Raw genomic sequence first — 14,781 nt, 5'->3', positions numbered from 1 at the left:
CCCCGCTGGTGCAAGGCATGTGCCACAGTACCGGCAGGCGCCGACAAACCTTACGGATCAAGCCTCTGGCAGCCCGTGACGAAGGGGATGGCGAGCGACAGAGTATGAATTTCCGGAAAGTCAGCTGCCAGGCTGCAAGGATCGATTCCACCCCGCCCCAAGAGGCCGGCGTATACATTTGATGGCCATCAGCATTTGCCAGCAAAATTCATTCTAGAATCAAGGCACAGGAGGGGTCTGTGCCCAAAATAGTCGAGCTGATCACAAGCCGCAGCGACCGTGTTACACCCGCCACCCGACTCCGGGAGGTGGCCGCGCACATGCTGGCGACCAGCGTCTCGTCGGTCATCGTCGTCGATGCCGACCGGGCCGTGGGCATCATCACCGAACGCGACATCCTGCGCCTCGTGCAGCGCCGCGGCTCCCCCGAGCAGCGCGCCGGCGATGCGATGTCCAGCCCGGTGCATGCCGTCTCGGCCGACACCGACTTCCGCCAAGCCTATCGCGAGGCGGCGAGGCTTGGCATCCGGCGCATCGTGGTCGTCGCCCCGGACGGCCAGCCGCTCGGCATCGTCAACGAATCCGACTTCCGCAAGCACCTCGGCCCCGATTTTTTCATGCACCTGAACGCGGTCGACACGCTGATGGAGCAAACCTTCCCTCGGCTGCCGGGGGACGCCGGACTCGACGCGGCGGTGAATGCGATGGCCGCTGTGCGCGGCAGTTGCGCTGTCGTGGTCGATGGCAGCCAAGCGCTCGGTGTCGTCACCGAACACGATGTCGTCCGCTTTTTCCTGAACGGTGAGCAGAACCCGCCACTGGCCCGGGTCATGAGCCGCCCGGCCATCACCATCGTCAACGACCGTCCGCTGGCCGAAGCCGCCCGGCTGATGTTGACGCATGGCATCCGCCACCTGCCGGTGGTCGATACCGCCGGGCAACTGGTCGGCCTGCTCTCCGAACACGCCCTGATGAGCCCGCTCAAGCTCGATCTGCTCGACCGGATGATCAACGAACGGAAATCCATCGCCGATTCGCGCGACCAGCTGCAGGGCGAAGCCGCCCGCCAGGCCCGCTACCAACGCGCCCTGCTCGACAATTTCCCTTTCCCGGTCTGGCTGAAGGACACCGAGTCGCGCTTCCTGACAGCCAACAAGGCCATGGCCGACGTCGCCGGCCTGGCCGTCGACACCCTGATCGGCAAATCCGATCTCGACATCTGGCCCGCCGAACTGGCCGACCGCTATCGCACCGATGACCGGATGGTGATGGATAGCCGCCGCAACAGGGTGATCACCGAACCCATCGTTGTAGACGAACATGCCGTCTGGCACGAAACCTACAAGGCGCCAGTCGTCGACGAGGACGGCGAACTGCTCGGCATGGTGGGTTTCTCCCAGGACATCTCGCATCGCCAGCGTGCCACCGACGCCATGCGCCTGCGCAACACCGCCCTCGCAGCGCTGATTGGCGGCCAGCCGCTGGCCGAGGTGCTGGACCTGATCGCCCGCTCTTTCGAGGCCGAGATGCCTGGCTGGCGCTGCGCCATCCTGCTCGCCGACGACAGTGGCCGGCATCTGCATCCGGGTGCTGCACCCAGCCTGCCGCCGGGCTTCAGCAAGGCGGTGGACGGCATGCTCATCGCCCCCGGTGTTGCCTCCTCCGGCGCAGCCGCCGCCCTGCGCCAGCGCATCATCGTCGGCAATGTCTTCGAACACCCGAACTGGGTCGATTATCGTGAACTGGCCCACCAAGGCGATTTCTCGGCCTGCTGGTCGGAACCAGTGCTCGGCGCACGCGGCCAGCTGCTCGGCACCTTCACCGCCTACTACCGGACGCCGGCCCGGCCGCATGAGGATTATCTCGACCTCGTCACCCAGGGCGCCCAGCTCACCGCGCTGGTCGTCGAACACCAGCGCAATGCCCAGGAATTGAACAGCAGCCTGAGCACCTTCCGCGGTATTTTCGACAGTGTCGGGGAAGCCCTCTTCATCCTCGGAGCCGATCATCGCTTCCTGTTCGCCAACACCAGCGCCGAGCAGCTGTTCGGCTTGCCGCGCGACCAGTTGATCGGCCGGAGCCACGACCTGTTCCTGCTCCCCGGCCGGTGCGAGCCGGAAACAGTCGACCGGCACATCGGCTTGGCCCTCGCCGGCACGCCGCAAACCCTTGAAGCCCTGGTTCGCGATGCCAGAGAACAGGTCTTCCCGGTCGAAGTCCGGCTGCACGACGCCGACTATTTCGGCCAGCCGGTGCTGATCGCCTCCGCGGTCAATATCGCCGAGCGCCGGAATGTCGCCCTGCGGCTGGAAATCGAGCACGACCTAGCGCAATGCCTGGCCACAGATGCTGACCGGGAGGCGCTCCTTGCCGCCCTGCTCAAGGCCACGCTGCGCTTTCCCGAACTGGACGCCGGCGGCATCTACCGGCGCCTGGCCGACGACAGCTACGGCCTGTTCACCGAGCGGGGACTGTCGCCTGAATTCATCGACCAGGCCCGTCTCTTCCCGGCCGACACCGCCTTCGCCCAACTGGCCAACCAGGGCCAACCGGTGTGCATGCCGGCGACCAGCGAGGAAGCGTCGGAAGAAAGCACACCGCTCGACGCCGCCACCCTGCGCGCCGAGGGTTTGCGCTGCCTGATGCAGTTGCCAGTCCGCCTCGGCTCCCGGACCGAACTCTGCCTGCTCCTCGCCGGCCGCCAGAGTTCGCAGGTCGCACCGTCGACCCGGCAGGCGCTGGAAGCGCTGGGCAGCTATTTCGGCCAAACCCTGCAACGCCTTGAGCACCAGGAAGAAACCCGCCGCCTGCAGCAGAACCTGAGCGGCATTTTCGATACGCTGGCCGACTTCATCTTCGTCCTCGATCTCGATAACCACATCCTGCACTACAACCGTGCCGTCGCCGAGACACTGGGCTACGGCACCGCTGCGCTGCGCTGCCAGCCGATTCTCGCCATCCATCCCGAGAACCTGCGCGATATCGCCGAGCGCAGCCTGGCCGATGTCATTGCCGGACGCAGCGTCAGCTGCCCGCTGCCCATGCTGCGCGCCGACGGCACGGAAATTCAGGTCGAAACCCGGATCGCCAGTGGCTATTGGGACGGCAAGCCGGCACTGATCGCCATCGCCCAGGACATCAGCGAGCGGCTGATCGCCGAGGAGCGGCAACGCCTGGCGGCCAGCGTTTTCGACAACGCCCACGAAGGGATCATGATCACCGACCCGGCCGGGCACATCGTCGAAGTGAACAGCACCTTCACCGAACTCACCGGCTACACGCGCGACGAAGCCCTCGGCAAGACCCCCGACCTGCTCAAGTCCGGTCACCACGAGCCGGCCTTCTATCACGAGATGTGGGCGAAGATTGCCGCAGACGGTTTCTGGCGCGGCGAAGTCTGGAACCGCAAGAAAACCGGCGAAATCTTCGTCGAACAACTGACCATCTCGACCGTGCGTAACCGACGGGGTGCCATTACGCATTACGTCGCCATCTTCACCGACATCACGCTGATCAAGCAGCACCAGCAACGTCTCGAACACCTGGCCCATTTCGATGCCCTGACCCAGTTGCCCAACCGCATGCTGCTCGGCGACCGCCTGCAACAGGCCAAGGCGCAAGCCGAGCGCAGCGGCAAGATGCTGGCGGTCTGCTACCTCGACCTCGACAATTTCAAGCCGATCAATGACGAGTTTGGCCACGCCGTCGGCGACTATCTGCTGGTCGACGTCGCCCAGCGCCTGAAGACCAGCGTCCGGGGCGGCGACACGGTGGCTCGCCTGGGCGGTGACGAATTCGTGCTGCTCATCGGCAACCTGGGGAATCTCGGCGAATGCGACCACGCGATGGCCCGCGTCGTCAACGCCATCGCCCAGCCCTTCCGGGTTTCGCAGCGCCAGGTCAACGTTTCGGCCAGTATCGGTGTCACCCTCTACCCGAACGACAGCGCCGACTCCGACACCCTGCTGCGCCATGCCGACCAGGCGATGTACGCCGCCAAGCAGGCCGGCCGCAACCGCTACCACCTGTTCGACCCGGAAAACGACCGCCGCGCCCGGGCCCGGCGCGACGAGTTGGGCCGTATCCGCGCCGGCCTGGCCAAGGGCGAATTCCACCTCCACTACCAACCCAAGGTGGATATGCGCAAGGGCGTGGTGATCGGCGCCGAGGCGCTGATCCGCTGGCAGCATCCGGAACGCGGCCTGCTGCCGCCGCGCGATTTCCTGCCGGCGGTCGAGGATTCGGAAGCTGCGATCGAACTCGGCGAGTGGGTGATCAACGAAGCATTGCGCCAGATCGATGCCTGGCAACGCGACCACGGCCTGAAACTGGCGGTGAGCATCAACATCGCCGGCAACCACCTGCAGCACCCCGGCTTCTCCCAGCGGCTCGGCGAGTTGCTGGCGCACTACCCGGCTGTTTCACCCCGCCAGATCGAACTCGAGGTGCTTGAAACCGCGGCGCTGGAAGATGTCGGCACGACCGCCGCGCTGTTCGCCGAATGCCGCAACCTGGGCGTCAGCTTCGCGCTCGATGACTTCGGCACGGGTTACTCGTCACTCACTTATTTCCGCCGCCTGCCGGCCGACCTGCTCAAAATCGACCAGTCCTTCGTTCGCGACATGCTCGACAACCCGGACGACCTGGCCATCGTCGAAGGCGTCATCGGCCTGACCCAGGCCTTCCGCCGCGCCGTCATCGCTGAAGGCGTCGAAACGGTCGAACACGGCCTGGTCCTCCTGCTGCTCGGCTGCGACATGGCACAGGGCTATGGCATCGCCCGTCCCATGCCGCCGGAGGCCCTGCCCGACTGGATCGCCAACTTCCAGCCCGACGAACTCTGGAATCTGGCCACCGCCTTCAACTGGTCGCGCGACGACCTGCCGATGTTGATCGCCGAAGTCGACCACAAACGCTGGATGCGCGCCTTGCACGCCAGCCTGGACGACGCCAGCGGGAGCACCGAGCCGCCGCCCCTCGACCCGCATGCCTGCCGTTTCTCGCACTGGCTGGACGGCGCCGATAGCCGGCGTTATGTCGGCATCCCGGCCAGCCACGAGATTCACGGCCTGCATGCCCGGGTGCACGACATCGGCCGCCGCCTGGTCGCCCAGCACCAGGCCGACGACCAGGCCAGCGTTGCGACGCTGCGCGAGGAATTGCGACAAACCAGCGAACAACTGGCCGCAGCGATCCAGACCATCCAGACCGAAACCCTGATTGGCGCTCAGCGAATCAGGCGATAGGCCGGCGAATCGAGCTGGCGCACGGCCGTCAGCAGGGCATCGATGGCCTTGGGCCGGACAAAGCCGGTCCGCCAGGCGAGCGCCACGCGCCGGGCCGGCGCCGGTTCACTGAACGGGATGACGCTGATCATGTCGTTGCTGTAGGGGTGCTGCAGGGCGCTGTCCGGCAGCACCGAAACCCCCAAGCCGGAAGCCACCATGCACCGGATGGTGCCAATCGAATGCCCAAGCCGCACATCGGTATCCGGGCTGCTCACTTCGGGGCAGGCGCCCAGCACCTGATCACGGAAGCAGTTGCCGGCCTTGAGCAGCAGCACCTCGTCACCGGCCACCTCCTCCGGTGCGATGTACGCCTTCTTTTCCCAGGGGTGGCCGCGTGGAACGACCACCTTGAAGGACTCGTCGTAGAGCGCCCGGGTCAGCACGCCCGGCACGTCGAAGGGTAGCGCGATGATCACGACGTCCACCTCGTTGCCGTGCAGCATGTCGGCCAGGTTGGCTGTCATGTTTTCCTCGATGGCCAGCGGCATGTGGGGGGCAACCCGCTTCAGTGCGTGAATCAGTTGCGGCAGCAGGTAGGGGCCGATGGTGTGGATGACGCCCAGGCGGAGTGGGCCATCCAGCTGGTCCCGCCCCTGCATGGCCACCTGACGGACTTTTTCTGCCTCGCGCAAGGCCTGCTGGGCCTGCTCAACCACCCGCGCGCCGACCGCGCTGGGCGAGACGAAACCCTTGCCGCGCTCGAACAACTGCACGCCGAGTTCATCCTCCAAGCGGGCGATGGCGACGCTGAGCGTCGGCTGGCTGACCGAACAGGATTCGGCTGCCCGGCTGAAATTACCCTCCTGGGCGAGGGCCACGATGTAGCGCAATTCCGTCAAGGTCACTTCTACTCTCCTGCAAACGAGGCCAATGCCCCCGTGGCTTATAGGGAAAACCTATAGCCTTTATTATGAAAACCCATAAAAATCATTGATTTATATCAATAATACAACGATCTTGGCCACGAAAATGGGCAGACCATTTGTTCTATCAAGGGAGAATGATTATGAAACGCAGCATTATTTCCGCGGCACTCGTCGTACTCACGGGCAGCCTGGCCGCTCAGGCCATCCACGCCGCCAGCCAGGAACCGATCCGGCCGATCCAGCCGGCCAAGGTCACCAACCCGGCCCTGGTCGAACTGGGCAAGAAGCTCTACTTTGACCCGCGCCTCTCCAAGTCCGGCTTCATCTCCTGCAACTCCTGCCACAACCTGTCGATGGGCGGCACCGACAACATCCCGACCTCGATCGGTGACAAATGACAGCAAGGTCCGATCAACGCCCCGACCGTGCTGAATTCCAGCCTGAACCTCGCCCAGTTCTGGGACGGGCGTGCCGCCGACCTCAAGGAGCAGGCAGGCGGCCCGATCGCCAACCCGGGTGAAATGGCCTTCTCGCACACTCTGGCTGTCGATGTGCTGCAATCCATCCCCGGCTACGTCGCCGAGTTCAAGAAGGCCTTCGGTTCCGACAAGGTCGATATCGAGAAGGTCACCAAGGCTATCGCCGCTTTCGAGGAAACCCTGGTCACCCCGAATTCCCGCTTCGACAAGTGGCTGAAAGGCGACAGGAAAGCGCTGAGCAAGACCGAACGGGAAGGTTACCAACTCTTCAAGGACAGTGGCTGCGTGGCCTGCCACAATGGCCCGGCCGTCGGCGGCAACTCGTTCCAGAAGATGGGCCTGGTCGAGCCGTACCAGGCTTCCAGCCCGGCCGAGGGCCGCTCCGCCGTGACCGGCAAGGATGCCGACCGCTTCAATTTCAAGGTGCCGACCCTGCGCAACGTCGAAATGACCTATCCGTATTTCCATGACGGCGCCGCCAACACCCTGAAGGAAGCCGTGGACATCATGGGCCGCCTGCAGTTGGGCAAGAAATTCACTGATGACGAAAACGCCAAGATCGTCGCCTTCCTGAAAACCCTGACCGGCGACCAGCCGAGCTTCAAGCTGCCGATCCTGCCGCCGTCGTCCGACGCCACGCCGCGCCCGACGCCGTTCGAGAAGAAGTAGGCGCCAGGCTGCCATCGACGGGGGCTGCGGCCCCCGTTTTTACCGGTCTCTTTTTGTTTGATGATCATCAATCTGCCGGTACACTTGCGCGTCCATAATTCTCGACTGATTTATTTCGGTTTTTCCCCTGATGCTCGAAGCTGACAATCTGGAATGCGTGCGCGGCGAGCGCCGCCTGTTCGCAGGCCTCGGCTTCAAGCTGGAAGCAGGGGAACTGCTTTACCTGCAGGGTCGCAACGGTGCCGGCAAGACCAGCCTGCTACGCATGATCATCGGCCTCTTGCCGCCGGAGGCCGGCGAAATCCGCTGGAAGGGCCAGTCGATCCGCCGCAACAGCGAGGACTTCCGCGCCGACCTGTGCTACCTCGGCCACCTGAACGCTATCAAGGAAGAGCTGACCCCGCTCGAAAACCTGCTCGCCTCGGCCCACCTGGCCGACGAAGCCTTGTCGGAAGACGACGCGCTTGATGCACTGGAGCAGGTTGGCCTAGCCGGCCGCGAGGATCTCGCCTGCAAATACCTGTCGCAAGGCCAGAAGCGCCGTGTTGCGCTGGCCCGCCTGGTCAAGGAACGGCGCCCGCTCTGGGTGCTCGACGAACCCTTCGTCGCCCTCGACGTTGCCGCCGTCGACTGGCTGGCCGGCATCATCTCGGGCCACCTGCAGCGCGGCGGACTGGCCGTGATGACCACCCACCAGCTGGTCGCCATCCCGGCCGGCACGGTGCGCGAACTGAAGCTGAGCTGAGGACGCGATGCTGAAAATCATCTTCGCCGTCATCGGCCGCGACCTCAAGCTGGCCATGCGCCGCCAGGCCGATATCGTCTCGGCGCTGTTCTTCTTCGTCATCGTGGTCAGCCTGTTCCCGCTCGGCATCGGCCCGGAGCCGGACCTGCTGCGCAAGCTGGCCCCCGGCGTGCTGTGGGTCGCCGCCCTGCTCGCCACCATGCTGTCCCTGCCTCGCCTGTTCGCCGACGACCATCGCGACGGCACGCTCGAACAACTGGCGCTCGCCCCGCACCCGCTCGGCCTGGTGGTTACCGGGAAAGTGATCGCTCACTGGCTGGTTTCCGGCCTGCCGCTGGCCCTGATCGCGCCGGTACTGGGCGTGCAATTCGACCTGACCGGTGACGGCCTGTTCGTCCTGACGGCCGCCATCCTGCTCGGCACCCCGGCCCTGTCCGGCATCGGTGCCATCGGTGCCGCACTCACCCTCGGCCTGCGCGGCGGCGGCGTGCTGCTCTCGCTGCTGGTTCTGCCCTTGTACATCCCGGTGCTAATATTCGGCGCTGGCGCGGTTGACGCGACAGTGTCCGGGCTCGGGGGGGAAGGACACCTGTCTCTGCTGGCCGCCATGACTTTCGCTTCACTTGGCTTCGCCCCCTGGGCATCGGCCGCCGCCTTGAAGATCGCCCTCGAATGAAAGATCGCTTCAATCTCTACCGATTTGCTTCGCCCGCCACTTTCTATCCGTTGGCCGGCACGCTGATTCCCTACTTTGCGGCCATCGCCGTTCTGTTCGGCATCGCCGGACTCTACCTCGGCATGCTGGTGGCGCCGACCGATTTCCAGCAGGGCGAGGGCTACCGCATCATCTTCATCCACGTCCCGGCTTCCTGGATGTCGATGTTCATCTACCTGGTGATGGCCTTCTGGGCTGCCATCGGCCTCGCCTTCAACACCCGCCTGTCGGGGATGATGGCGCAGGCCCTGGCGCCGACCGGCGCGCTGATGGCCTTCCTGTCGCTGTGGACCGGTGCCCTGTGGGGCAAGCCGATGTGGGGGACGTGGTGGGTATGGGACGCCCGCCTGACTTCGGAACTGATCCTGCTCTTCCTGTACATCGGCTACATGGCGCTGACCGCCGCCATCGACGATCCGCGCCGGGCCGACAAGGCCGGCGGCCTGTTGCTGCTGGTCGGCGTGGTCAACATCCCGATCATCTATTTCTCGGTCAAGTGGTGGAATACCCTGCACCAGGGCTCCAGCGTCAACCTCACCAAATCGTCGATGGCCACCACCATGCTCTACGGCATGCTGCTGATGGCCATGTGCTTCTGGATGTATTCCATCGCCGTCGCCCTGATGCGGGTGCGTACCATCATGCTCGAACGCGAACGCAACGCCGACTGGGTCAAGGCCGAACTGGCAGGAGACGTTCAATGATCTACTGGAACAGCTTCGCCGACTTCCTCCACATGGGCGGCTACGGTTTCTACGTCTGGGGATCCTTCGGCGTCACCGCATTGATCATGGCCGTGGAACCGATCCTCGTCGCCCGCAATCGAAAGACCACCATCGCCCGTCTGAAGCGCCAGCTTCGCGCAGAAAGCAGGACACCCACCGAATGAAGACCCGTCACAAGAAACTCGCCCTGATCGGCGGCGCCCTGGCCATCATCGGCATCATCGCCGCCCTCGTCCTCAACGCGCTGAACAGTAACATCGCGCTGTACATCACGCCGACGGAGGTCGCTGCCGGCAAGGCGCCACAAGGCAAGCTGTTCCGCATCGGCGGACTGGTCAAGGAAGGCAGCATCCAGCGGCAGGCCGACGGCGTGACGATCAGCTTCGTCATCACCGATACCGCCAAGGACATCCCGGTCGCCTACAAGGGCATCCTTCCCGACCTGTTCAAGGAAGGCAAGGGCGCCGTCGCGCAGGGCAAACTGGATGGCGCCGGCACCTTCGTCGCGACCGAAGTGCTGGCCAAGCACGACGAGAACTACATGCCGCCGGAAGCCGCCAAGGCGGTCAGTGATGCGCAGGCCGGCATGAGCGCCAACCAGCACGTCTCGCCCTCTTCGGCCGAAGCCGCCAAGACAGGTAACTGAGCATGATTCCCGAACTCGGCCATTTCGCCCTCATCCTCGCCGCGCTGGTTTCGCTGATCCTCGGCACCCTGCCGATGATCGGCGCCCACACCAACCGCCAGGCCTGGATCGCCGTCGCCCGCCCTGCCGCCACTGCGCTGGCGATGCTGGTCACCTTCTCCTTCGCCTGCCTGACGCAGGCCTTCGTCGCCAACGATTTCTCGGTGGTGTACGTCGCCCAGCATTCCAATTCGCTGCTCCCCATCGAATACCGCGTCGCCGGTGTCTGGGGCGGTCATGAAGGTTCGCTGCTACTGTGGATTCTGATGCTGACCTGGTGGGCCTTCCTGGTCGCGGTTTTCTCGCGCGAACTCCCCGACACGATGGTCGCCCGGGTGCTCGCCACGCTCGGCTTGGTCGGTTTCGGCTTCCTGCTCTTCATCCTGCTCACCTCCAACCCCTTCGAGCGCCTGCTGCCTGGCGCCGCCGAGGGGCGCGACCTCAACCCGCTGCTCCAGGACCCTGGCCTGGTCATCCACCCACCGCTGCTCTACATGGGCTACGTCGGTTTCTCAGTCGCCTATGCCTTTGCCATCGCCGCTCTGTTGTCGGGCAAGCTCGACGCGGCCTGGGCCCGCTGGTCACGACCGTGGACCATGGCCGCCTGGATCTTCCTGACGCTCGGCATCGCGATGGGCTCGTGGTGGGCCTACTACGAACTAGGCTGGGGCGGCTGGTGGTTCTGGGATCCGGTCGAGAACGCCTCGTTCATGCCCTGGCTGATCGGGACGGCACTGATCCATTCGCTGGCCGTCACCGAAAAACGCGGCAGTTTCAAGAACTGGACGGTGCTGCTCGCCATCTCCGCCTTCTCGCTGTCGCTGCTCGGCACCTTCCTCGTCCGTTCCGGCGTGCTGACTTCGGTACACGCCTTTGCCACCGATCCACGGCGCGGCATCTTCATCCTGATCTTCCTGGTCGCCGTGATCGGGGCCTCGCTCACCCTGTTTGCAGCGCGTGCCCCCAAGGTCGGCCTCGGCGGCCGCTTCGGCCTGATCTCGCGCGAGTCGCTGCTGCTCACCAACAACGTACTGCTCGTCGTCGCCTGCGCCACCGTACTGCTCGGTACGCTCTACCCATTGCTGATCGACGCACTCGGCGTTGGCAAGATCTCGGTCGGCCCGCCGTACTTCAATGCGGTCTTCGTGCCGGTGATGAGTCCCATCCTCTTCCTGATGGGTGTCGGCCCCTTCGCCCGCTGGAAGGAGGCGTCCATCCCGGAAATCGCCAAGGCCGTCAAGTGGGCGCTCGCCGTCGGTGTCATCGTCGCCATCGCCCTGCCGTTGCTGTACGGCCAGTGGTATGCCATGACTGCCCTCGGCATCTTCTTCGCCACCTGGATCGTCGTCACGGCCTTGCTCAATTTCATTGAGCGGGTGCAGCACACGCGGGCTGGCCGTGGTTTCCTGGCCACTGCCGCCAGCCAGCCACGCAGTTTCGTCGGCATGCATCTGGCACACATCGGAGTCGCCGTTTTCGTGGTCGGCGTGACGATGGTCGGCAGCTATCAGGATGAAAAGGACGTCAAGATGGCCCCCGGCGAATCGGTCGACGTTGCCGGCTACCACTTCACCTTCAACGGGGTGAAGGCCGTAGAAGGGCCGAACTACGTGGCTGCCCAGGGCGATTTCGATCTGGCGGTCAATGGCCAGTTCGTCCGCAAGATGAATCCGGAGAAACGCAACTACCACTCCTCGGCCATGCCAATGACCGAAGCCTCGATCGACGCCGGTCTGCTGCGCGACGTCTATGTCTCGCTCGGCGAGCCGATCGACCGCGACAAACCGGAGGGTGAGTGGGCCGTCCGTGTCTATTACAAGCCTTTCGTCGACTGGATCTGGGGCGGTTGCGTACTGATGTCGGTCGGCGGCCTGATCGCCATGCTCGACCGCCGCTACCGCGTCAAGGCACGCGCTGCCGCCAATCTCCCTGCCGGAACCCAAGAAGCATGAACCGTTATTACTGGATCCTCGGCGCTTTCGCCGCCCTCGTCGCCCTGCTCGCCGTCGGGCTGAACCTCAACCCGCGCGAGGTCCCCTCCCCGCTGGTCGGCAAGCCGGCCCCGGCCTTCACGCTGGCCCAGTTGGCCGAGCCGGACAAGACTCTGTCGCCCAAGGACATGCAGGGCAAGGTCTGGCTGTTCAACGTCTGGTCCTCGTGGTGCGTCTCCTGCCGCCAGGAACACCCGGTCCTCGTCGAGTTTTCGAAGAAGGTGGACGTGCCGCTGATCGGCCTCAACTACAAGGAAGTCCGTGGTGACGGCGGCTTCGACATGGGCAAGATGTCGGCCGAAGACGAGAAGAAGCTGGCCTGGGAACGCGCCAATAGCTGGCTGTCACAGCACGGCAACCCGTACAAGCTGACCGTGATGGACCTCGATGGCCGCGTCGGCATCGACTACGGCGTCTATGGCGTGCCGGAAACCTACGTCATCGACAAGGCCGGCATCATCCGCATGAAGCACACCGGCCCGATCACGCCGGAAATCCTGAGCAAGAAGATCATGCCGCTGCTCGCGGAGCTGAACAAATGAGGCGTCTGCTTGCCGTCCTGCTGCTCGGCATGGCGCTGAATTTGCCCTCGGCGTTCGCTTCGAGCGCCACCGAAGCCGCCATTGCCGCCGACCCGGTCACCGAAAAACGTCTGCAGAAGCTGTCCGAAGAGCTGCGCTGCCTGGTCTGCCAGAACCAGAACATTGCCGACTCCAACGCGGAACTGGCACAGGACCTGCGCCGGGAAGTCCGGACCATGATCAAGGATGGCAAGAGCGACAAGGAAATCATCGATTTCATGGTTACCCGCTACGGCGATTTCGTTCTTTACCGGCCCCCGGTGCAGGGTAACACCCTGTTGCTCTGGGGCGGACCGCTCGTTCTGCTCATCGTCGGCATCATCGCTCTGGTCCGCTACCAGCGCCGCCGCGCCGAACGCGTCGCCGCCGAGGACAAGCCACTCTCCGCCGATGAAGCCAGCCGCGCCGAAGCGCTGCTCAAGGAACTCGACAACAAATGACCCAGTTTTCCATTTTCGCCGTCCTGCTTGTTCTGGCCACCGCCGCTTTCATCCTGCCGCCACTCTGGCTCGGCCTGCGTGCCCCCAAGGAACGGGCCGACCGCAAGACGGCCAACCTCGCCATCTTCCGTGACCAGCTGGCCGAGCTGGAGCGGGAGAAGGCGGAAGGCTCGCTGGCCGAAGCCGATTTCGAACAGGCCCGTCGCGAGTTGCAACGCCGCCTGCTCGAAGAAGTCGAGCCAGCCGTCGAAGAAACCACCCCGGCTTCGCATGCCCCCACCCGCAAGACTGCTGTTGCCATTCTGCTGCTGCTCCCCATCCTGGGCGTGCTCGGCTATGTCACCCTCGGCAACCCGCGGGCCCTCGACCCGCAGCAGGCAGCCGCCCAGCCGCAGATGACGCCGGAGCAGATCAACGAGATGGTCGCCAAGCTGGCCGAGCGCATGAAAGCCAACCCGGACGACCCCAAGGGCTGGCTGATGCTGGCCCGTTCGTACAAGTCGATGGGGCGCTATGCAGACGCGGTCGAGGCCTTCAGCCACGTCGAGACGGTCATCGACGGCGAACCCGATCTGCTGGCCGCCTACGCCGAAACCATCGCCATGGCCGAAGGCAAGGGCCTGTCCGGCAAGCCGACCCAGTTGATCGAGAAAGCCCTGAAGCTCGATCCCAAGCATGGTCACAGCCTTTTCCTGGCGGGTGCCGCCGCCATGGATCGCGGCGACGCCAAGCAGGGCATCGCCTACTGGGAAGCGCTTTTGCCACAGATCGAACCGGGCTCCGAGATCGACCAGATGCTGCGCAGTGGCATCGAGAAGATGAAGGCCGCCAAGTAGGGACCGACGCGTGGTCGACCATTCCCGCCGCGCCTTCTTTCGCGGCCGACCAAGGCCGCGGGTTGAGAAACGGCCGCCTTGGGCCTTGCCCGAAAATGACTTCATCGAGCGCTGCACGCGCTGCGACGCCTGCCTGGCGACCTGCCCAACCCGCATCCTGATCGCTGGCGACGGCGGTTATCCGACCGTCGATTTTGCTGCCGGGGAATGCACCTTTTGCGGCGACTGCGTCGCGGTCTGCCAGCCAAAGGCACTGCACCGTGCCGAGGAGCAGCCGGCCTGGTCCTACAAAGCCATCATCGGTGAGGACTGCCTGCCCCACCAGGGTGTCGAATGCCGCGTCTGCGGCGATTTTTGCGACCCCCGTGCCATCCGGTTCCTGCCCCGCCTGGGAGGCAGCCCCCTGCCGGAAATCGATCCGGAAAAATGCACCGGTTGCGGCGCCTGCGTCGCGCCCTGCCCAACCGCGGCGATCACGATCACGCCACCGGCACAGCGGTAGTCGTCAAGGGTGGCGGGGTAAAGCCGAGTGCGATCATTTCGGCTTCCAGCTTGATACGCAGGATCAGCAATCCCTGCAGTGATTCACGGGCCTTGTCCTCGGCCCAGGTATCGTGATGCTGGTTCAGGCAGGCATCGATTTCGTGGCGATTGGCCAGATTCACTCCACAGATCGCGGCATAGCGATGAATTTCCTTGTCCAGATCCCGTAATTCGCGATCATAATGTTCGAATCCGCTCATTTTTTTCGGCTACCCCGG

Annotated in this window: 13 protein-coding genes and 1 pseudogene; 12 read left to right on the top strand and 2 right to left on the bottom strand. The window is 64.4% G+C overall.

All coding sequences use genetic code 11. From position 1 onward, the window contains the following. Positions 1–239 precede the first annotated feature (239 nt). Positions 240–5,246, top strand: a complete 5,007-nt coding sequence (locus tag K420_RS20045) for an EAL domain-containing protein (protein WP_157275023.1) — start codon at positions 240–242, stop codon at positions 5,244–5,246. On the opposite strand, the gene K420_RS0105595 is transcribed toward K420_RS20045, so the two are convergent. Beyond that, positions 5,228–6,133 carry a hydrogen peroxide-inducible genes activator gene (locus tag K420_RS0105595; protein WP_027457203.1) on the bottom strand — a complete coding sequence of 302 codons (906 nt, stop codon included), beginning with the start codon at positions 6,131–6,133 and terminating at the stop codon, positions 5,228–5,230. The two genes, K420_RS20045 and K420_RS0105595, sit on opposite strands and share 19 nt — an antisense overlap. A 155-nt stretch (positions 6,134–6,288) precedes the next feature. Between K420_RS0105595 and K420_RS18225 the strand changes: the two are divergent. The 11 genes and pseudogenes from K420_RS18225 to napF all read left to right on the top strand — a co-directional run bounded on the left by K420_RS18225 (position 6,289) and on the right by napF (position 14,522). Continuing rightward, positions 6,289–7,302, top strand: a pseudogene (locus tag K420_RS18225) (cytochrome-c peroxidase). A 130-nt stretch (positions 7,303–7,432) separates the two neighbouring features. Then, on the top strand, positions 7,433–8,047 hold the full coding sequence (gene ccmA / locus K420_RS0105585; RefSeq protein ID WP_027457202.1) for a cytochrome c biogenesis heme-transporting ATPase CcmA: 615 nt from the start codon (positions 7,433–7,435) through the stop codon (positions 8,045–8,047). A gap of 7 nt (positions 8,048–8,054) precedes the next feature. Continuing rightward, on the top strand, positions 8,055–8,723 hold the full coding sequence (gene ccmB, locus K420_RS0105580) for a heme exporter protein CcmB (protein ID WP_027457201.1): 669 nt from the start codon (positions 8,055–8,057) through the stop codon (positions 8,721–8,723). Beyond that, on the top strand, positions 8,720–9,466 hold the full coding sequence (gene ccmC / locus K420_RS0105575) for a heme ABC transporter permease CcmC (protein ID WP_027457200.1): 747 nt from the start codon (positions 8,720–8,722) through the stop codon (positions 9,464–9,466). The genes ccmB and ccmC overlap by 4 nt, the downstream gene beginning before the upstream one ends. Beyond that, the gene (gene ccmD / locus K420_RS0105570) at positions 9,463–9,651 is read left to right on the top strand and encodes a heme exporter protein CcmD (RefSeq protein WP_035854550.1); all 189 of its coding nucleotides are present in this window, start codon (positions 9,463–9,465) and stop codon (positions 9,649–9,651) included. The genes ccmC and ccmD overlap by 4 nt, the downstream gene beginning before the upstream one ends. After that, the gene (ccmE, locus tag K420_RS0105565) at positions 9,648–10,133 is read left to right on the top strand and encodes a cytochrome c maturation protein CcmE (protein WP_027457198.1); all 486 of its coding nucleotides are present in this window, start codon (positions 9,648–9,650) and stop codon (positions 10,131–10,133) included. Before ccmD ends, ccmE begins: the two co-directional genes overlap by 4 nt. Positions 10,134–10,135: 2 nt before the next feature. Next, the gene (locus K420_RS0105560) at positions 10,136–12,124 is read left to right on the top strand and encodes a heme lyase CcmF/NrfE family subunit (RefSeq protein WP_027457197.1); all 1,989 of its coding nucleotides are present in this window, start codon (positions 10,136–10,138) and stop codon (positions 12,122–12,124) included. Further along, positions 12,121–12,705, top strand: a complete 585-nt coding sequence (locus K420_RS0105555; RefSeq protein WP_027457196.1) for a DsbE family thiol:disulfide interchange protein — start codon at positions 12,121–12,123, stop codon at positions 12,703–12,705. The genes K420_RS0105560 and K420_RS0105555 overlap by 4 nt, the downstream gene beginning before the upstream one ends. Continuing rightward, positions 12,702–13,184 carry a cytochrome c-type biogenesis protein gene (locus K420_RS0105550; RefSeq protein ID WP_027457195.1) on the top strand — a complete coding sequence of 161 codons (483 nt, stop codon included), beginning with the start codon at positions 12,702–12,704 and terminating at the stop codon, positions 13,182–13,184. Before K420_RS0105555 ends, K420_RS0105550 begins: the two co-directional genes overlap by 4 nt. Beyond that, positions 13,181–14,020 carry a c-type cytochrome biogenesis protein CcmI gene (ccmI, locus tag K420_RS0105545; protein WP_027457194.1) on the top strand — a complete coding sequence of 280 codons (840 nt, stop codon included), beginning with the start codon at positions 13,181–13,183 and terminating at the stop codon, positions 14,018–14,020. Before K420_RS0105550 ends, ccmI begins: the two co-directional genes overlap by 4 nt. A gap of 10 nt (positions 14,021–14,030) precedes the next feature. Beyond that, complete coding sequence (gene napF / locus K420_RS0105540; protein WP_027457193.1) at positions 14,031–14,522, top strand: ferredoxin-type protein NapF; 492 nt, start codon at positions 14,031–14,033, stop codon at positions 14,520–14,522. Here napF and K420_RS0105535 read toward each other — a convergent pair. After that, a complete protein-coding gene (locus K420_RS0105535; protein ID WP_027457192.1) occupies positions 14,500–14,763 on the bottom strand; it encodes a hypothetical protein in 264 nt (87 codons plus the stop codon). The genes napF and K420_RS0105535 overlap by 23 nt on opposite strands. Between the last annotated feature and the right edge of the window lie 18 nt (positions 14,764–14,781).

The sequence above is a fragment of the Dechloromonas agitata is5 genome (assembly GCF_000519045.1).
Taxonomy (GTDB): domain Bacteria; phylum Pseudomonadota; class Gammaproteobacteria; order Burkholderiales; family Rhodocyclaceae; genus Azonexus; species Azonexus agitatus.
Note: the sequence above shows the minus strand (reverse complement) of the source record. Positions and strands in the feature narration are given on the sequence as shown.